Raw genomic sequence first — 18,306 nt, forward strand, 5'->3', positions numbered from 1 at the left:
TGCAAGCGTCGGAGGCTGCCCGAGGCAGACACTCAAGGCCTGTTTAAGGAGTGTGCCATGAACCTGTCGTTGTACCTGCTGACCGTGCTGATCTGGGGCACCACCTGGATTGCCTTGAAATGGCAATTGGGCGTGGTCGAAATCCCGGTGTCGATTGTCTATCGCTTCGGCCTCGCCGCGTTGGTGTTGTTTGCGTTGTTGCTGCTCAGCCGACGCCTGCAACCGATGAACCGCCGTGGGCATTTGATTTGTGTGGCTCAAGGGTTATGTCTGTTCTGCGTGAACTTCATGTGTTTTCTGACCGCCAGTCAGTGGATTCCAAGCGGTCTGGTGGCGGTGGTGTTTTCTACGGCAACGTTGTGGAACGCCTTGAATGCGCGGGTGTTCTTCGGCCAGCGCATTGCGCGCAATGTGTTGCTGGGCGGTGCGTTGGGGCTGTCGGGTCTGGGGCTGTTGTTCTGGCCGGAACTGGCCGGGCATCAAGCCAGCCCGCAAACCCTGCTCGGCCTTGGATTGGCGTTATGCGGCACCTTGTGTTTTTCCGCCGGCAATATGCTCTCGAGTCTGCAACAGAAAGCGGGATTGCGACCGCTGACCACCAACGCCTGGGGCATGGCCTACGGCGCGGCGATGCTGACGGTGTGGTGTCTGATCAAGGGCATACCCTTCGACATGGATTGGTCGCCGCGTTACGTCGGGGCACTGTTGTATCTGGTGATTCCCGGCTCGGTGATCGGCTTCACCGCGTACCTGACGCTGGTCGGGCGCATGGGCCCGGAGCGGGCGGCTTACTGCACGGTGCTGTTCCCGGTGGTGGCCCTGAACGTGTCGGCGTTTGCCGAAGGTTATCAATGGACCGCACCGGCGCTGGTCGGGCTGGTGTTGGTGATGCTGGGCAACGTGCTGGTGTTTCGTAAACCGAAAGTGCTGTTGTCTGCGGGTCAAGGGAAGTTGGCTTGATAAAGCGAGCGCTGGGTTTCAGCGCTCAACTTTCAAAGTGATGTAGATCATCACCGGGAAGATGAAGTCGACAATATGCCTTGCCCAGTCCTTGGCATTCCATGATAGCGAAGTGTCCATGTCGAACCACTCGACACCTACAGTTTGTAGACAAACGTAATAAATGAAAATGGCGACCAATATGCCCATGATCGAAAACTTCTTGGCTTCATGGAATGCCGCTGGCGATGCATCGATGTAGCGATACAACTGGTAAGTACCGATCAGGCAAAGCACGGTATAGATGACTTCCATGGTGATGATGAACCAGTAGATCCGGTGATGGATCATCGGCGAATCGATCGCGCGGTACATGATGTTTTCACTGGCGTTGGTGGTGTCCATGCTCAGGATATGTGCAACGTAAGTGTAGTTGGACTCATAGTCAGTGAAGTTATGAATCATCACCAGCAAGCCAAAGAAACTTATATAAGCCATCAAGATGACTTTGCTGTAACGAATGAGTTTGGCGGTGGTCAGGGTGTTCACGGGATTGGCTCTCCATGGCAATTAATCAATAAGTTGATAAGTTGCGAGAGCTTATATTGCTGTTGCTGGGTCCGGCGTTTTTGTTCGGTTGCAAGTTATGTAAGGTGAAGGCCGGCGCAATGTTGCGCCGGCCTTTTTTTCAGCCGCGCCAGACTTGCGGGTTGACCAGATCCTGCGGCCGTTCGCCGAGCAGGGCGCTGCGCAGGTTGGTCAGTGCGCGGTTGGCCATGGCTTCACGGGTCTCGGTGGTGGCCGAGCCGATGTGCGGCAGGGTCACGGCGTTTTTCAACTGGAACAGCGGCGATTCGGCCAGCGGTTCTTTTTCATAGACGTCCAGCCCGGCGCCACGGATGCGGTTGTTTTGCAGGGCTTCGATCAGTGCCGGTTCGTCGACCACCGGGCCGCGCGAGATGTTGACCAGAATAGCGCTCGGCTTCATCAGCGCCAGTTCACGATGGCTGATCAGGTGGCGGGTCTTGTCGCTCAACGGCACTACCAGGCAGACAAAATCGGCTTCGGCCAGCAGCTCATCGAGGCTGCGGAACTGTGCGCCGAGTTCCTGTTCCAGTTCGGTCTTGCGGCTGTTGCCGCTGTAGATGATCGGCATGTTGAAGCCGAAGCGCCCGCGGCGGGCGACGGCGGCGCCAATGTTGCCCATGCCGACAATGCCGAGGGTCTTGCCGTGCACATCAGTGCCGAACAGCGGGGCGCCGACGCTGGCTTGCCATTGGCCGGCCTTGGTCCAGGCGTCGAGTTCGGCAACGCGGCGGGCGCTGCTCATGATCAGGGCGAAGGCGAGGTCGGCGGTGCTTTCGGTGAGCACGTCGGGGGTGTTGGTGAGCATGATCCCGCGTTCGTTGAAGTAGTCGAGGTCGTAGTTGTCGTAGCCGACCGAGACGCTGGAGACCACTTCGAGTTTTGTCGCGCTTTCCAGTTGTGCGCGGCCGAGTTTTCGGCCGACGCCGATGAGGCCGTGGGCGTGGGGCAGGGCTTCGTTGAACTGGGCGTTGATGTCACCGGTCTTGGGGTTGGGGACGATGACGTCGAATTCTTCTTGCAGGCGTTCGATCATGGGCGGGGTGATGCGGCTGAAGGCCAGGACTGTTTTTTTCATTGGGCTTGGGCTCGTCGGGGCTTGATTGCAAGCACGCTAACATTTTCTCGCTCGGGTTGTCTTGGCGGCCTCTGGGCCGACCAGGTTCTTGGGGTTTTGGGTGAATATCCGTTTCTTCGGGTGTTGCGGCTGGCGGTTTCGCCCTTACGGCGACTCACTTTTTTTACAAACGCCTAAAAAAAGTAAGCAAAAAAACGCTTGCTCCTACGTTCGGCCCTCGCAGGCTCGGGTCCCTTCGCTCCGGGATCGATCCGGGCGCAGCGGCTACGGTTTGCTTCGCTGCACCTCCTTCCGCTGTGTCTGGCTGCGCCAGACGGTCGCTGCGCTCCCACGCCCGGATCAATCCCTCCACTCAGCCTTCCGACGTCGCCGGTGGATCAAAAGCAAGATCAAGAGCACTCGAGCTTGCGCTCATTGTTGAGTGGGGCGGCTTCGCCGCGGGCAGCTGCGCTGCTTTGCCTTTGCTTTTGTAGGAGCGAGCCTGCTCGCGAAAGCGTCTCCACTGCCAACCTCTCTCTGCCAGATTCACCCCGCCCCTGTGGGAGCTGGCTTGCCAGCGAAGGCGGCCTGACAGCCGACCTGTTTCTCGCTGATGTACTCGATTCAAACTGTGGGAGCGAGCCTGCTCGCGAAAGCGTCTCCACTGCCAACCTATCTCTGCCAGATTCACCCTGCCCCTGTGGGAGCTGGCTTGCCAGCGATGGCGGCCTGGCAGCCGACTCATATCTTGCTGATGTACACGATCCAGAATTGTGGGAGCGAGCCTGCTCGCGAAAGCGGTTTATCTGACACACGAATATTGAATATGCCAAAGCCTTCGCGAGCAGCCTCGCTCCCACAGGGGTCAGTTGTGTGTCGCGGATTGGTGTATTTCGTAATTATCCAGGACCCGATTCACCGCCAGTTCCGCCAGCATGATCACCTGCTGGATGGCCAGTATGGTGTGCCGCTGTGGGCTGTCGACGTGGGCGGCGATGTCGCTGCTCATGATGCTCGCCGAGGCGAGGGATTCGCAGGCGTGGGCCAGCAGGCTTTCGTTGTCCTGGTCCGGGGCGACCTGGAACATGGTGCTGGGTTTGTGGCTTTGCTGCGCGGTGGTGGCCGGTTTGAGGTAGTGATCCAGTGCGCGTTCGGCGGCGTCGTGGAGTTTCGTTGAGTCGGGGGATTGGTAGGGTGAGGTGCTTTCGGATTCGGGGGGATTGGGTGTGGGTTTGAACATGGTGAAACTCCATTCTGGAAGTGGAGTTCGCCACTGACTGCGACCAAGCAATCGGGTGGCGAACCGTACGCGGGTTGGTCGACCAGGGAATGGAAACCCGGCAGGGCCGAGGCCCTCCCACGCACAGCTCGCCATTAAGCATGCTTAAAAATGTGCGCCATTCTAAACCCGGACGACCAAGCCCGGTCGCTGATTCGTCAGCAACCGCCAGATCCTAGCCAGCGCACGTCCGACGGACAACCTGCAAACTCTGTCTGAAAGTTCCTTGAAAACACCGCGATGTAGGAGTTGTCGTAGGCTGCGATCTTTTGATTTTTAAACAGCAAAATCAAAAGATCGCAGCCTCGTTGCACTCGTCAGCTCCTGCACGAAACCTGCGAGTGTTTAAAACTCAGTTCGCAACGCGGACGCCCGCCAGGCTCCCGGTCAATTCATAAGCAACCAGTTCCGCCTGATGCGCCGCCAATATTTCCGGCAACGATCCGCGCAAATATTCCACCCAGGTTTTGATCTTGGCATCCAGGTACTGCCGCGACGGGTAGATGGCGTAGAGGTTGAGTTCCTGCGAGCGGTAGTTCGGCATCACGCGCACCAGGGTGCCGTTGCGCAGGCCTTCGATGGCGGCGTAGACCGGCAGCACGCCGACGCCCATGCCGCTGGTGATGGCGGTTTTCATGGCGTCGGCGGAGTTCACCAGGAATGGTGAGCTGTTGATGGTGACCGTTTCCTGGCCGTCCGGGCCGTCGAAGGCCCATTTCTCCAGGGGGATCACCGGGCTGACCAGGCGCAGGCAGGCGTGGTTGAGCAGGTCGCTGGGTTTCTGCGCAGCGCCGTTGGCTTTCACGTACGCCGGCGAGGCGCAGACGATGCTGTAGGTGATGCCCAGGCGTTGCGAAACGAAGCCGGAATCGGGCAATTCGCTGGCCAGCACGATGGACACGTCGTAGCCCTCGTCGAGCAGGTCCGGCACGCGGTTGGCCAGGGTCAGGTCGAAGGTCACGTCGGGGTGGGTCTTGCGGTAGCGGGCGATGGCGTCGATGACGAAGTGCTGACCGATGCCGGTCATGGTGTGAACTTTCAGCTGTCCCGCCGGGCGCGCGTGGGCGTCGCTGGCTTCCGCTTCGGCTTCTTCGACGTAGGCGAGGATCTGTTCGCAGCGCAGCAGGTAGCGTTTGCCGGCCTCGGTCAGGGCGATGCGCCGGGTCGTGCGATTGAGCAGGCGTGTTTGCAGGTGGGCTTCCAGATTGGAGACCGCGCGCGAGACGTTGGCGGTGGTGGTGTCCAGTTGCACGGCGGCGGCGGTGAAGCTGCCCGCTTCGGCAACACAACTGAAGGCGCGCATGTTTTGCAAAGTGTCCATGGGGTGCTCTCAAGGGAGATGGCAAATTGTGACACGAAGTTTCAGGGGCTGAGACCCCCGACCAAGGGATTATCTCGTTAACCGTAACAAAGATTCACAGAAATCCCAGCTTATCGCCGCAGAGGCAGCTCCATAGAATTGCGCCGATCCTGTGCCGGCGCTGCCGAAGGCTGCGGTCTTTTGATTTTGTTTTAAGGGAAGCAAGATCAAAAAATCGCAGCCTGCGGCAGCTCCTGCACGGTCCTCGATCTGTCCCTCTCTCAGGAATTCGCAGCTGTGCCGCGTCGCATCAACAGAGCGCTTTTGCCGCTCAGTGTTCTGGCTTTAACCCTGGCTCTCGGCGGCTGCATCTCAACTCAAGGCATTGCCCCTCACGGCGAAACGCTTGCCGCCGATTCACTGGCCACCGATGCAGCCATTGCCGACGCAGCCAAAGACGCCCATTGGCCCACTGCGCATTGGTGGCAAGCATTTGGCGACCCGCAACTCAATCGCTGGATCGACCTCGCCGTGCAAGGCAGCCCGAGCATGGCCATGGCCGCCGCGCGGGTGCGTCAGGCCAAGGCCATGGCCGGTGTAGCCGAGGCTGCCGAATCGTTGCAAGTAAGCGGCGAATCGACGCTCAAGCGCCACAACTGGCCGACCGATCCGTTCTACGGCCCCGGCGATCTGGCCAACACCACCACGTGGGACAACAACGCCGCGCTCGGCTTCAGCTACGCCCTCGACCTCTGGGGCCGCGAGCGCAATGCCAGTGAACGGGCGGTGGATCTGGCCCATGTGAGTGTGGCCGAGGCGCGCCTGGCGCAGCTGGAACTGCAGAGCAACATCGTCCGCGCCTACATCGAACTGTCGCTGCATTACGCCCAACGCGACATCGTCGCCGCGACGCTCCAGCAGCAACAGCAGATTCTCAATCTGGCGCAGAAGCGCCTGAGCGGTGGCATCGGCACGCATTTCGAAGTCAGCCAGGCCGAAACGCCGTTGCCGGAAACCCATCGCCAACTCGATGCGCTGGACGAGGAAATTGCCCTGAGCCGCAACCAGATTGCTGCGCTGGCCGGTAAAGGCCCGGGCGCCGCTGCGCAACTGCAACGGCCGACGCTGTCCCTCGCGGCGCCGTTGAAGTTGCCCTCGGCATTGCCCGCCGAACTGCTCGGCCAGCGTCCGGACGTGGTCGCCAGTCGCTGGCAAGTGGCGGCGCAGGCGCGTGGCATCGATGTCGCCCATGGCGGCTTTTACCCCAATGTCGATCTGGTCGGCACCCTCGGCTACATGGCCACTGGCGGCGGTGCGCTGGAGTTTCTGACCGGCAAGAAACTCAACTACAACGTCGGCCCGGCGATCTCGTTGCCGATCTTCGACGGCGGGCGCTTGCGTGGCGAGCTGGGTGAAGCGGCGGCCGGATATGACATTGCTGTGGCGCACTACAACCAGACCCTGATCAACGCGCTGAAGAACATTTCCGATCAGTTGATCCGCCGCGAGTCGATGGACAAGCAGCAGGACTTCGCCGCCGAATCCGTGGCCGCAGCGCAGAAGACTTACGACATCGCGATGATCGCCTATCAACGTGGCCTCACCGATTACCTCAATGTGCTGAATGCGCAGACCTTGCTGTTCAAACAGCAGCAAGTGCAGCAGCAGGTCCAGGCGGCGCGGTTGAGTGCGCATGCCGAGCTGGTGACTGCCTTGGGGGGCGGCCTCGGTGCCGGTGATGACGTGCCGACAGCCGCGCAGACCCAAGCCCCGAAAACCCCGGTTCTCTTACGTTGAACACAGCATCCATTGTGGGAGCGAGCCTGCTCGCGAAGAGGGCGTATCAGTTAATGAACATGTTGCCTGACACGCCGCTTTCGCGAGCAGGCTCGCTCCCACAGGTTTCGAGTCCGCATTGCATGCCGGAGTATTTTCAATGACCTCATTGCCCGCACCCCTGCGCTGGCTCCACTCCCTGGAATGGCGTCGCGGTTTTTTCGACTGGGCACGCAGCGATGGCGTGACCTGGGTGTATATCTTCAAGGTGTTGCTCGCCGCGTTTCTCACCCTGTGGCTGGCGATGCGTCTGGAGTTGCCGCAACCGCGCACGGCGATGATCACGGTGTTTATCGTCATGCAGCCGCAGAGCGGCCAGGTGTTCGCCAAGAGTTTTTATCGCTTGCTCGGCACGCTGGCCGGGTCGGCGATGATGGTCACGCTGATCGCTTTGTTCGCACAAAACACGGAGCTGTTTCTCGGCTCGCTGGCGATCTGGGTCGGTATCTGCTCGGCCGGTGCCGCACGTTGCCGTAACTTTCGCGCCTACGGTTTTGTCCTTGCCGGTTACACCGCAGCGATGGTCGGTCTGCCGGCGCTGGCGCATCCCGACGGCGCCTTCATGGCCGCGGTCTGGCGGGTGCTGGAGATCTCGCTGGGGATTCTCTGCTCAACCCTGATCAGCGCGGCGATTCTGCCGCAGACCGCCAGTGCGGCGATGCGCAATGCCTTGTATCAGCGCTTCGGTGTATTCGCCTTGTTCGTCACCGGTGGCTTGCGCGGGCGCAGCAAAGCCGAGGCGTTCGAAGCCAGCAACGTGCGCTTCATCGCCGAAGCCGTCGGCTTGGAAGGGCTGCGCAGTGTGACCGTGTTCGAAGACCCGCACATGCGCCGGCGCAACGGCCGCCTGAGCCGATTGAACAGCGAGTTCATGGGCATCACCACGCGCTTTAACGCCTTGCATCAATTGCTTGAACGCCTGCGCGGCAATGGCGAAGAGCATGTCGTGGCGGCGATCAAACCGGGCTTGCAGGACCTTGCCGAAGTGCTCGACGGCTTCAGCGGTCGCGCCCTGACCAGCCCCGATGCTGCCCGTTTGGCGACCGCGTTGGCCACCTACAAGGAAGGTCTGCCGGCACGTGTCCGAACCCTGCGCGGGATCTTTCAGGACACTGCTCCGAGCGAAGCCGAACAACTGGATTTCCACACCGCCTACGAATTGCTCTACCGCTTCGTCGATGACCTGCACAGCTATGCGCAGACCCACGCGTCCCTGGCTGAGCACCGCCACGAACGCGAGCGCTGGGACGAGCCCTTCACCCCGCAAACCAACTGGTGGGCCGCAGCCGCGTCGGGAATTCGTGCCTCATTCATCCTGATTGTGCTGGGCAGTTACTGGGTGGCCACCGCGTGGCCGAGCGGGGCGACCATGACTCTGATCGCCGCCGCCACCGTCGGCCTTTCCGCCGCCACACCGAACCCCAAACGCATGGCCTTTCAAATGGCCTGCGGCACGTTTCTCGGCGCACTGATCGGCTTCGTCGAGATGTTTTTCATCTTCCCGCTGATCGACGGTTTCCCCTTGCTCTGCGTGATGCTCGCGCCGGTGATCGTGCTCGGTTCGTTCCTCGCCTCACGACCGCAATACGCCGGTGTCGGCCTCGGGTTGTTGATCTTTTTCAGCACCGGTTCGGTGCCGGACAACCTCACGATTTACAACCCCTACACCTTCATCAACGACTACATCGCCATGGTCATGGGCATGCTCGTGTGTGCGGCGGCGGGGGCGATCATTCTGCCGCCGAACAGTCGCTGGCTGTGGCAGCGCCTGGAGCAGGACTTGCGTGGCCAAGTGGTCTACGCGATCAGCGGCAGACTCAAAGGCCTGGCCTCAAGTTTCGAGAGCCGCACCCGCGATCTGCTGCATCAGGCGTACGGCCTCGCGGCAGGGCAACCGAAGGTGCAGAAGAGTCTGCTGCGCTGGATGTTCGTGGTGCTCGAAGTCGGCCACGCGATCATCGAATTGCGCAAGGAGCAGGCGATCCTGCCGGTGCATCCGGCCTATGCCGAATCGCAGCCGTGGCGCCAGGCAATCCGGGTGATGGGGCGTGCGCTGGTGCGCCTGTTTCTGCAGCCGAACGCCAGCAATCTCGAACGTGCACTGGTGGCGGTCGATCATGCGATCAGCCGCGTCGCCGCCACCGATGAGCCGTTTGCCCCGCACTTCGATACCTCGGCGTTGCGGCGGGTGAAAAGCTACCTGCACTTCATCCGTACCTCGCTGCTCGACCCGCAATCACCGCTCGCCCAATTCGCTCCCGCCAGGCCCGAAGGACTCGCCCATGCCTCGTGAAATTGCCTTCCACGGCGTGTACATGCCGACCATGACCCTGATGTTTTTCATTGCTGCGGGATTGGCCTGGGCTGTGGACCGCTTCCTCTCGGGGTTCGACCTGTACCGCTTTTTCTGGCACCCGGCGCTGCTGCGTCTGAGCCTGTTTACCTGTCTGTTCGGCGCCATGGCGCTGACTGTCTACCGTTGAGAACATCTTGATGAAAAAGTTTTTCAGCCTGCTCGCGACCCTGCTGGTACTGGCCCTGGCGCTGTGGATCGGCCGCACGTTGTGGGAGCACTACATGAACACGCCGTGGACCCGCGATGGCCGCGTGCGCGCCGACATCATCAACGTCGCCGCCGACGTCACCGGGGAAGTGGTTGAAGTGCCGGTGCGCGACAATCAATTGGTGAAGAAGGGCGATCTGCTGATGCGCATCGACCCCGAGCACTACCGCATCGCGGTCAAGCAGGCGCAGTCACTGGTGGCTTCGCGCAAGTCGACCTGGGAAATGCGCAAGGTCAACGCCCACCGCCGCGCCGACCTCGACAATCTGGTGATCTCCAAAGAGAACCGCGACGACGCCAGCAACATCGCTGACGCCGCGTTGGCCGATTACCAACACGCCCAGGCGCAATTGGAAGCCGCCGAACTCAACCTCAAACGCACCGAAGTGCGTGCGGCGGTGGACGGCTACGTGACCAACCTCAATGTGCATCGCGGCGACTACGCGCGCATTGGCGAGGCGAAGATGGCCGTGGTCGACATGAATTCATTTTGGGTTTACGGCTTTTTCGAAGAAACCAAACTGCCTCACGTCAAAGTGGGTGACCAAGCCGACATGCAATTGATGAGCGGCGAAGTGCTCAAGGGCCATGTCGAAAGCATTTCCCGCGGCATCTACGACCGCGACAACCCGGAAAGCCGCGAGCTGATTGCGGATGTGAACCCGACGTTCAACTGGGTACGCCTGGCGCAGCGCGTGCCGGTGCGGATTCATATTGATGAGGTGCCGGAGGGCGTGTTGCTGGCGGCGGGAATTACTTGCACGGTCGTCGTAAAGCAGGACGACATCAAATAGCGAGTATCAACAAGGGTAGTGTGGCGAGGGGCGCTTGCTCCCGCTTGAGTGCGCAGCGCTCACCTTTTGCGGGCCGCCGCGCCGCCCGGCGGAACAAGCTCCCTCGCCACAGCTGGGTATGTATCAGTAGAACTTGCTGACCACCCGTAATCCGGATTCGATGGTTTCGTCGACCGACAGCTCTTGATCTTCCATCAGCGAGACGATTCGCTTGTCATTCGCGATGTTCGCGTCAGGTAATTTCAGCTGAGCGGCGCGATTGATCACGATGTAGCTCATTACGTCGCCACGGCTTTTGGTGAACGGCTGTTTGATAGCCGTCAGCATGGTTTGCTTCACATAGTCGTAACGCTCGACTGACGACATTCCTTTGAAGGTATCCGGATAGTTCTGATAGATATCGGCGGAGTATCGTCCGACGTCTTCTTCACGCGCTTCTTCGATCAATGCTTTCTTGCTGGTGACCTGGGTCAGGAGCTCGCTGTAGAGCTTGTCGCCTTCTGCGATCTGAGCGGCGTTCATCTTGGCCTTCAGGTCATCGCCAGCCGCGGTGTCTTCGGCATTGGCCATGATTCTGGTCCAGGCGTAGGCGGCGCTCAGATTGCCCTGCTCCTCATATTGCTCGATCAATATCTGCTGGGATTCGGCATATCCGTGCAGCGAGGAGCGCTCGAGCCAACGAGTGGCGAGCGCCACATCTTTCTTGGCCCCGACTGTGCCGAATTTGTAGCTCTCGTACATACCGTACTCAGCGCACCAGTCGTTCTGCATCGCCGCATAAGCCATGTAGTTGAAGGCTTCAGTGTTACGTTGGTCGGCGCTGAGGGTGCTGTCGTAACGGGTAGTCATCGACAGGTAGCAGAACGCGCGAGTGTGCTTTGGGGCGGCCATGACCATGCAGGTTTTGGCATCCTTGTACTCGCCGTTTTCGTATAGCTGGTAGCCCACGCCGTACAGAATGTCGCTGTCCATCTGCGCATTGCAGTGCTCGTTGGCGGCAACGACCGGTAGCACGTTTTGCAGGGTCAGTTTGGGCAGTGTGTCATTGAGGGAAGGTTCTTTGGTTGCGCAGCCAGCCAGCAAGGTGAGCAGTGCCAGTGGCAATACGTGGAGGAGTTTCAAAAGCTGTTTCCTGATCTGAGTTGAAGCGTGTATGCAGGGCTCGCGTCAGGCAGGTCAACAAAGCAGCGACTGTTCCGGGCGGGAACAGTCGCGAGAGGAGAGGATCAGCAATTCCCTTGCTTCGATGTTTGCCCGAGCGACTCCTTGCGCTATTGGGGTTACTTCAAGCATTGGAGGCTTCAAGTGACGCGCATTCTACGTGTACTGATCCGCTTGGCAATTTGATCGGTTGTAATCAAAGATTTCCACGCAACCCGAACCGCTTCATCAACGTCGATTCCAGCAATCCCTTCGGCAGCAACGCCGCCAACAACGGCAACGCGCGGCTGCCATTGCCGATGCGCACCAACCGTGGCGGTTGGCTCTGCTGCACAGCCTTGAGCAACTCGGCGGCAAACTCATTGGCAGGCGTCGGCTTGTCCTGCGATGCCTTGGCCCGTGCGCGAATGCCTTCACGCAATGGAAACCACGGCGATTGCTCGTTGATCAACTGCTCGGCTTCATGTCCGGCATTCTTCGCAAAGCTCGATTCAATTGCGCCTGGCTGAACTTCCATTACGCGGATACCGAACGGCGCCAGTTCCATGCGCAGCGCATCACTCAGCGCATGCACCGCCGCTTTGGACGCGCAGTAGGCGCCGGCAAACGGCGTGACCAAAGCACCCGACACACTGCCGATATTCACCACCAGCCCCTTGGCCGGACGCAGCAGCGGAAACAACGCGCGGGTGACGCCGACAATCGAAAATACATTGGTTTCGAACTGGCGCTGCATCGCCTGCACGCCGCCATCGAGCAGCGGCCCCATCGCGCCGTAACCGGCGTTGTTGATCAACACATCGAGGCCGCCGTGTTGCTGGTTCAGGCGCTCGGCGAGTTGCTCCAGCGCGGCGCCATCGTTGACGTCCAGCTCGATAGCGGTGAAACCGGCAGCGCCCAGCGCGCTGACATCTTCAGCCTTGCGCGCACTGGCCCAGACTTCGTAGCCGGCCGCTTTGAACGCGTCGGCCAAGGCGCGGCCGATGCCGCTGGAACAACCGGTAATCAACGCAACGGGCATGGCGCATTCCTTGTGCAAAAAAGTCGGGGGAGGGGATCAGTCAGAGAAACTACCCTGCAAATGCTCGGCGCGAAACTCCAGGGTTTGCGGGCGATAGCCGGGACGCAGCGGCGGCAAGGGCAAACAATCTTCCCAGGTCGCGCCGGCCTGCAATTCGCCGGGGCCGCGATAGCGCGGGGCGGTGTATTGATTATCGGCCAGGTTGACCGTATCGCCCGGCGCATAAGCGGCGATGCGCCAACGCAGTTCGGTCAGCGGCACGTCGTTGCCATTGTTCATTTTCAATTGCAGCGGACGGTCGGCCGGGCATTGTTCGGGAGCGTAGGCAATGCGCAGTTCCAGACGCGCCAGTTGCCTGATCTCGCGGTTGTCCAGCCACACCACCCACATGGCCACGAAGCCGAGGCCGATGGCAGCGGCCACCGACACCGGCAAGGCCTTGGCCGGGTAGCGCAGCAGCAGGATCAGCCAGGTGATGACCAGCAGGATGCCGATGAACATGCTTGAACGCTCCTTGGAGGAATGCGCTCCATCCTACCGAAGGCCTCGCACGATGGGTATTGGTGACGAAGGCGATCATACCGTCGGTCGAGACTGTAATTTCTGACAGTAGCCCTATCGGCGGGCGTTTGTTTTGATGGTTAGAGGCACTCAGGAGCGTTGACGCACTATGGGCATCCACAGCAAAACGCCGATGCTTGCCGTGAACGATCCGCGCGGCTTGGCCATCCTGGCAGTGAATTACTGGCGGGCAGATGAAGCCCGCGAGGCTGAATCGCGGATCGAGCGGACGTTGCGCGACGCCGCCGGGCGCGCGGTCAAACAATGGGATGCGCGATTGTGGGCGCTGCAAGCGATTGATCCGCAGGCGCCCGCCAGTGTCACCAGCGTCTACGCCCTCAACGATACCCCGCTGCGCTCGGACAGCAGTGATGCCGGCATTGAAGTGCAGTTACCCGGTTTGGCTGGCGAAATTCTGTTCAGTTGGGACAGCCGCGGCACATGCCGCCATATTGAATACGATGATTTGCTGCGCCCGCTCGCGGTGTTCGAAGAAGGCGCTGGCGTACCTCGGCGCAGTGCCGAGCGTTTCGCCTACGGCCGTCCCGGTGCGGGTGATCCGTTGCGCAATCAGCTCGGTCAGTTGATCCGCCATGACGATCCGGGCGGCAGTGTTCTGTTCACGCAATTTGCAATCACCGGGCAGTGCAGTGAAAACACCCGTCACTTCACGCTTAAACCGGTTGCCGCGGATTGGCCCGAGGCCATCGTCGATCGACAGCAATTGCTCGAGCCCGAAGGGGCAACCACGCAATGGCGCTATGCGCCGCTGGGACCTGTGCTCGAACAGTTCGATGCCGGTGGCAATCGGCAGGCCTTCGCACTGACTTTCCACGGCCATTTACGCTCGGCTGACGTACGGCTCAAGCTTCAAACTCAGGACTATTCGGTCGTCAGTGATATTCGCTACGACGCTTACGGACAAGTCACTCATGAACTGGCAGGCAATGGCGTATTGACAGCGCTGAGCTACCGACCCGAAGACGGCCGCCTGCTCACGCGTCACGCTGAGGATGAGCAGGGCAATGTGCTGCAGCATCTGCTCTATGCCTACGACCCGATGGGCAATGTAACGAGCATCCACGACCAGGCATTACCCGTGCGCTGGTTCGCCAACCAGCGCATCGAGCCGGTCAGTCGTTATCGCTACGACAGTCTTTACCAATTGATCCACGCCACTGGCTGGGAGGCCGGCGCTGCCGGTGGCGGGCCGACAGCGGTGGCCAATTACACGCAGGACTATCACTACGATACTGGCGGCAATCTGCTCAAGCTGACTCACGTTGGCGCACAAAGTCCTGGGCATCAACTACAGGCCGCGCGCTACAGCAATCGTTGCCTGCCGTGGCGCAATGGCGTGCCGCCCGACGAGGCAGAGATCGGCGCAGCATTCGATGCTCGAGGCAATTTGCTGTTGCTGGATCAGGGACGCCAGTTGCAATGGAATCTGCGCAATCAGCTGGATTCAGTAGCGGCCGTGCAACGCGGATCAGGCGTTGATGATTGCGAAAGGTATCTTTATGACGGCGCCGGTCAGCGTGTGCGTAAATCGGGGTCATCCCGGACCAACGCGCGCAACCTGCTCACGGACGTCCGTTATCTGCCGGCGCTGGAGTTGCGCACCGACATGGGTACGGGCGAGAACCTGCAAGTCATCACCGTGCAGACCGGCCTCAACAACGTCCGCGTTCTGCACTGGGAAAGCCCGCCCCCGATGGGTATCAACGACCTCTACCGATACAGTTTCAGCGATCATCTGGGCTCGATCAGTCTTGAGCTGGACGCTGACGCACAACTGATCAGCCGCGAGTATTTCTATCTGTTCGGTGCGACTGCGTGGGTCGATGAGCCCGATGTCAGTTATAAAACCGTGCGTTATTCAGGCAAGGAGCGCGACGCGACCGGGCTCTATTACTACGGCTATCGCTATTACATGCCGTGGCGCCAGCGCTGGTTGAATCCCGATCCGGCTGGGCCCGTTGACGGCCATAACCGCTACCGGGCCATGCGCAACAACCCGGCGGTCTATCGAGACAGTGACGGTCTTGACCCGGACAAGGCGCAAAGCGCGCCAAAGGATCGGCGCTATCACGATATGGCGGATCAGGGACTGGTGAATACGGTCCAGGCTGCTGGCATGCAGCCTGTCCGACTTTACTTCGAGAACGATCCGAACCCCGGTGTTCAGGCCTATCGCAACGAAATACCCATAGTGCTGGCTGAGTTGGGTGCAAAGGACAAGTCTGTGCTCAACACCCATCAGGCGCACGTTATTGCTGCCGCCCGGACGAACACGGCATCGCCGTCCGGTGCCGTGCTGTATCACTCCGGCGAGCTGGTTTCGTCAGCAATGAATCGAGTGGTGGGTGAGCAGATTACCAGTCGAGTAATGGGTCCCTTGTCTGTTGCTTTCAATAGCCCTGTGGAAGATCCCGACGTATTGGCTGCTCGACGCGGGGCTGTAGCCAACTTGTTCAAGGGCGGTGGGAAGCTATTGATGCACACCTCCAATCCTGCCGCGCAGTTGGTTGGGGCAATGGGTGTAGCCATGGGCAATGCGATGCATATTTCAGAGGCGCAGACGCGCATTCAACATAGAGTGCTCAGCAGCCCCGTCAATGCGCCCTTGTCAGCGCCTTTGAGTACGCCCGCAATAGACTTTCAGTCGTTGAACCAGCCATCGTCTGCGCGGCATCAAGCGCAGCTCCCAGAGCAGCGCACAGCCCCAAGCTTGTGGACGCAACAACTTTTGGCTGCCGGTTTTACCGCGCCGTTGGAGGGTGTTCATGCGATTGATGGCGCAACCGCCGAAGACAAGTGGATGAACAGATCTCGCCGAAACTCGGGCTTCGGCTAGACGAAAAAAAGCCCCCGCCCAGCCCGCTGCGGATAGGGAACGCAACGGGCTGGACGAGGGCTTCTCGTTTTAGTGATCGATCACTGCGCGATGGTCTTCACCGACACGCCGCGTTCGATCGGGGTGGAGCGGCCGTAGATATCTTCGAAACGCTCGATATCGTCTTCACCCAAGTACGAACCCGACTGCACTTCGATGATTTCCAGCGGGATCTTGCCCGGGTTGCGCAGGCGATGCACCGAGGCGATCGGGATGTAGGTCGACTGGTTTTCGGTAAGCAGGAACACGTTCTCGTCGCAGGTCACTTCGGCGGTGCCGCTGACCACGATCCAGTGTTCGGCGCGGTGGTGGTGCATCTGCAGCGACAGGCACGCGCCCGGCTTGACCGAGATGTGCTTGACCTGGAAACGCCCGCCCATGTCCACCGAGTCGTACGAGCCCCACGGACGATAGACTTCGCAGTGGTTCTGGGTTTCGCTGCGGCCCTGGGCATTGAGGGTGTTGACCATCTGCTTGACGCCCTGGACCTTGTCCTTGTGGGCAATCATCATCGCGTCCTTGGTTTCGACCACGACGATGTTTTCCAGACCGATCACCGAGACCAGTTTGCCGTTGCCGTGGATCATGCAGTTCTTGCTGTCCTGGATGACCACGTCGCCTTTGCTGACGTTGCCGTTGGCGTCTTTCTCGTTGACTTCCCACAGCGACGACCAGCAACCGACATCGCTCCAGCCGGCGCTCAGTGGCACCACGCAGGCGCGCTGGGTTTTTTCCATCACCGAGTAGTCGATCGAATTGTCCGGGCAGCAGGCGAAAGTGGCTTCGTCCAGGGTCACGGTGTCGGCGTCCTGCTGGCTGCGCTCGAGAGTCAGCAGGCAGGTGTCGTAGATGTCCGGATCGTGTTTTTTCAGCTCTTCGAGGAAGCGGCTGGCGCGGAACAGGAACATGCCGCTGTTCCAGTAGTAACCGCCGGATTCAACGTATTCGGTGGCACGTTTGACGTCCGGTTTTTCGACGAAGTGCGAGACGCGGCTGACGCCTTCCGGCAGCAGCGAGTCGGCGGTGGACTTGATGTAGCCGTAGCCGGTTTCCGGCTTGGTCGCTGGCACGCCGAACAGGACCATCTCGCCGTTCTCGGCTGCGACGGTGGCCAGGGCCAGCGCGCGTTGCAGGGCTTTCTGGTCTTCCAGCACGTGGTCGGCCGGCAGCACCAGCATCAATTCGTCACGGCCTTCATTGACCAGCATCATCGCGGTCAGGGCCACGGCCGGCGACGTGTTGCGGCCGAACGGTTCCATCAGGATGCGCTGGCATTCCAGATTGCGCGCGGCCAGTTGCTCGTTGACGATGAAACGGTGTTCCTTGTTGCAGACCACGATCGGCGTGTCCATGCCTTCGAACACCAGGCGCTCGAGGGTTTGCTGAAACAGTGTGTGTTCGCCGGTCAGGGCGAGAAATTGCTTGGGGAATTGCTTGCGCGAAAGAGGCCACAGACGCGAACCGCTACCACCTGACAAGATCACCGGAATCATAATGTTTACTCCATAAAATCAATTTGGTTAGAGCCCTGTGGGAGCGAGCCTGCTCGCGATGGCGATGGCTCAGTCGACATTGATGTTGCATGTCAGACCGTATTCGCGAGCAGGCTCGCTCCCACAAGGGGTACTGCGTCAGTTCACAAAAGGATTAGCGAGTCGACACCGGGCGTTTCACCCAGACTGGCGACAGGTTGCTGCCGTTGCCGGTGACGTACAGCACCGCTGCCTCACCACGCTCCAGGGCGACTGGTTTCACGTCGCCGACTTTCTTGTCGCCTTCGTACAGTGCCAGGCTGACTTTCACCGGGTTGATTTCACGTTCGCCACGGCCCTTGGCTGCCACGTTCGGCACCACTTCGGTCTTGCCGTCGGCGGTTTTCAGGGTCAGCGATTTGTCGCTGAGGTTCTGTACACGCACCAGGGACTTCTGCTTGTTCTTGAACGGCGGCTCTTCGATCAGTTGCGGCGCGCCGGAAGCGTTGTTGACCAGGGTGTAGTAGTGGTCACCAGCGAGTTTGACCGGCAGGGTCTGGCTGCCGACCTTGGCGCTGTAGTCGCCGCCCGGCATGAAGCTGAAGTCGCTGCTGGCCAGTGGCGCGATGTCGCTCAGGTTGGTGCTGCCGACAGTCGCGCTGACTTCAGCGTTGCTGGCGTTGTAGACACGCACGAAGGTCGAGCCTTTCGGTGCGGTCGGGCCGTACAGCGCGGCGTCGCCGCCGGCGAAGGCTGGGACGGAAAGTACGCTGAGGCCAGCAACCAGTGCGAAGCTTTTCACGAGACTTTGATGCGTAGTAGTGAAAGTCATGGTGTACCTC

Annotated in this window: 15 protein-coding genes; 6 read left to right on the forward strand and 9 right to left on the reverse strand. The window is 60.2% G+C overall.

The window, feature by feature from the left end; translation table 11 throughout:
• Window positions 1–57 precede the first annotated feature (57 nt).
• Window positions 58–960 (forward strand): DMT family transporter, encoded by a 903-nt coding sequence (locus tag OC605_RS20740; protein WP_122700000.1) that lies wholly within the window; start codon window positions 58–60, stop codon window positions 958–960.
• A gap of 18 nt (window positions 961–978) precedes the next feature.
• On the opposite strand, the gene OC605_RS20745 is transcribed toward OC605_RS20740, so the two are convergent.
• The 4 genes from OC605_RS20745 to OC605_RS20760 all read right to left on the reverse strand — a co-directional run bounded on the left by OC605_RS20745 (window position 979) and on the right by OC605_RS20760 (window position 5,181).
• Window positions 979–1,488 (reverse strand): DUF2165 domain-containing protein, encoded by a 510-nt coding sequence (locus tag OC605_RS20745; protein ID WP_262139178.1) that lies wholly within the window; start codon window positions 1,486–1,488, stop codon window positions 979–981.
• A 139-nt stretch (window positions 1,489–1,627) separates the two neighbouring features.
• Complete coding sequence (locus OC605_RS20750; RefSeq protein WP_262139180.1) at window positions 1,628–2,602, reverse strand: 2-hydroxyacid dehydrogenase; 975 nt, start codon at window positions 2,600–2,602, stop codon at window positions 1,628–1,630.
• Window positions 2,603–3,446: 844 nt separating this feature from the next.
• Window positions 3,447–3,821, reverse strand: coding sequence for a DUF6124 family protein (locus tag OC605_RS20755; protein WP_262139182.1), 375 nt, complete (start codon window positions 3,819–3,821; stop codon window positions 3,447–3,449).
• 391 nt (window positions 3,822–4,212) lie between these two features.
• On the reverse strand, window positions 4,213–5,181 hold the full coding sequence (locus tag OC605_RS20760) for a LysR family transcriptional regulator (RefSeq protein WP_137215459.1): 969 nt from the start codon (window positions 5,179–5,181) through the stop codon (window positions 4,213–4,215).
• A 276-nt stretch (window positions 5,182–5,457) separates the two neighbouring features.
• Between OC605_RS20760 and OC605_RS20765 the strand changes: the two genes are divergently transcribed.
• The 4 genes from OC605_RS20765 to OC605_RS20780 all read left to right on the forward strand — a co-directional run bounded on the left by OC605_RS20765 (window position 5,458) and on the right by OC605_RS20780 (window position 10,353).
• Entirely contained in the window at window positions 5,458–6,957 is a 1,500-nt protein-coding gene (locus OC605_RS20765; protein ID WP_262139184.1) for an efflux transporter outer membrane subunit, read from the forward strand.
• 139 nt (window positions 6,958–7,096) lie between these two features.
• Window positions 7,097–9,289, forward strand: a complete 2,193-nt coding sequence (locus tag OC605_RS20770) for an FUSC family protein (protein ID WP_262139186.1) — start codon at window positions 7,097–7,099, stop codon at window positions 9,287–9,289.
• Window positions 9,279–9,479, forward strand: coding sequence for a DUF1656 domain-containing protein (locus tag OC605_RS20775; protein ID WP_016771611.1), 201 nt, complete (start codon window positions 9,279–9,281; stop codon window positions 9,477–9,479). The genes OC605_RS20770 and OC605_RS20775 overlap by 11 nt, the downstream gene beginning before the upstream one ends.
• Window positions 9,480–9,489: 10 nt before the next feature.
• On the forward strand, window positions 9,490–10,353 hold the full coding sequence (locus OC605_RS20780; RefSeq protein WP_262139189.1) for an HlyD family secretion protein: 864 nt from the start codon (window positions 9,490–9,492) through the stop codon (window positions 10,351–10,353).
• Between the two features lie 123 nt (window positions 10,354–10,476).
• On the opposite strand, the gene OC605_RS20785 is transcribed toward OC605_RS20780, so the two are convergent.
• The 3 genes from OC605_RS20785 to OC605_RS20795 form a co-directional block, all read right to left on the reverse strand.
• Window positions 10,477–11,475 carry a sel1 repeat family protein gene (locus tag OC605_RS20785; protein WP_262139190.1) on the reverse strand — a complete coding sequence of 333 codons (999 nt, stop codon included), beginning with the start codon at window positions 11,473–11,475 and terminating at the stop codon, window positions 10,477–10,479.
• 235 nt (window positions 11,476–11,710) lie between these two features.
• Window positions 11,711–12,535: an SDR family oxidoreductase gene (locus OC605_RS20790; protein ID WP_262139192.1), complete on the reverse strand. Its 825-nt coding sequence runs from the start codon at window positions 12,533–12,535 to the stop codon at window positions 11,711–11,713.
• Between the two features lie 36 nt (window positions 12,536–12,571).
• Window positions 12,572–13,036: a multidrug transporter gene (locus OC605_RS20795; RefSeq protein ID WP_262139194.1), complete on the reverse strand. Its 465-nt coding sequence runs from the start codon at window positions 13,034–13,036 to the stop codon at window positions 12,572–12,574.
• A 169-nt stretch (window positions 13,037–13,205) separates the two neighbouring features.
• On the opposite strand from OC605_RS20795, the gene OC605_RS20800 reads away from it, so the two are divergent.
• Entirely contained in the window at window positions 13,206–15,953 is a 2,748-nt protein-coding gene (locus OC605_RS20800) for an RHS repeat domain-containing protein (protein ID WP_262139196.1), read from the forward strand.
• Window positions 15,954–16,033: 80 nt separating this feature from the next.
• On the opposite strand, the gene OC605_RS20805 is transcribed toward OC605_RS20800, so the two are convergent.
• Window positions 16,034–17,485 (reverse strand): mannose-1-phosphate guanylyltransferase/mannose-6-phosphate isomerase, encoded by a 1,452-nt coding sequence (locus OC605_RS20805; RefSeq protein ID WP_186568165.1) that lies wholly within the window; start codon window positions 17,483–17,485, stop codon window positions 16,034–16,036.
• Window positions 17,486–17,639: 154 nt separating this feature from the next.
• The gene (locus OC605_RS20810; protein ID WP_262139198.1) at window positions 17,640–18,296 is read right to left on the reverse strand and encodes an alginate O-acetyltransferase AlgF; all 657 of its coding nucleotides are present in this window, start codon (window positions 18,294–18,296) and stop codon (window positions 17,640–17,642) included.
• Window positions 18,297–18,306 lie beyond the last annotated feature (10 nt).

Source organism: Pseudomonas sp. Marseille-Q5117, from assembly GCF_946901175.1.
Classification (GTDB): domain Bacteria; phylum Pseudomonadota; class Gammaproteobacteria; order Pseudomonadales; family Pseudomonadaceae; genus Aquipseudomonas; species Aquipseudomonas iranensis.

Coding starts and splice junctions, on each gene's coding strand:
- OC605_RS20740 (WP_122700000.1), top strand. CDS start 58: ATGAACCTGTCGTTGTACCTGCTGACCGTGCTGATCTGGGGCACCACC.
- OC605_RS20750 (WP_262139180.1), bottom strand. CDS start 2,602: ATGAAAAAAACAGTCCTGGCCTTCAGCCGCATCACCCCGCCCATGATC.
- OC605_RS20755 (WP_262139182.1), bottom strand. CDS start 3,821: ATGTTCAAACCCACACCCAATCCCCCCGAATCCGAAAGCACCTCACCC.
- OC605_RS20760 (WP_137215459.1), bottom strand. CDS start 5,181: ATGGACACTTTGCAAAACATGCGCGCCTTCAGTTGTGTTGCCGAAGCG.
- OC605_RS20770 (WP_262139186.1), top strand. CDS start 7,097: ATGACCTCATTGCCCGCACCCCTGCGCTGGCTCCACTCCCTGGAATGG.
- OC605_RS20775 (WP_016771611.1), top strand. CDS start 9,279: ATGCCTCGTGAAATTGCCTTCCACGGCGTGTACATGCCGACCATGACC.
- OC605_RS20780 (WP_262139189.1), top strand. CDS start 9,490: ATGAAAAAGTTTTTCAGCCTGCTCGCGACCCTGCTGGTACTGGCCCTG.
- OC605_RS20790 (WP_262139192.1), bottom strand. CDS start 12,535: ATGCCCGTTGCGTTGATTACCGGTTGTTCCAGCGGCATCGGCCGCGCC.
- OC605_RS20795 (WP_262139194.1), bottom strand. CDS start 13,036: ATGTTCATCGGCATCCTGCTGGTCATCACCTGGCTGATCCTGCTGCTG.
- OC605_RS20800 (WP_262139196.1), top strand. CDS start 13,206: ATGGGCATCCACAGCAAAACGCCGATGCTTGCCGTGAACGATCCGCGC.
- OC605_RS20805 (WP_186568165.1), bottom strand. CDS start 17,485: ATGATTCCGGTGATCTTGTCAGGTGGTAGCGGTTCGCGTCTGTGGCCT.
- OC605_RS20810 (WP_262139198.1), bottom strand. CDS start 18,296: ATGACTTTCACTACTACGCATCAAAGTCTCGTGAAAAGCTTCGCACTG.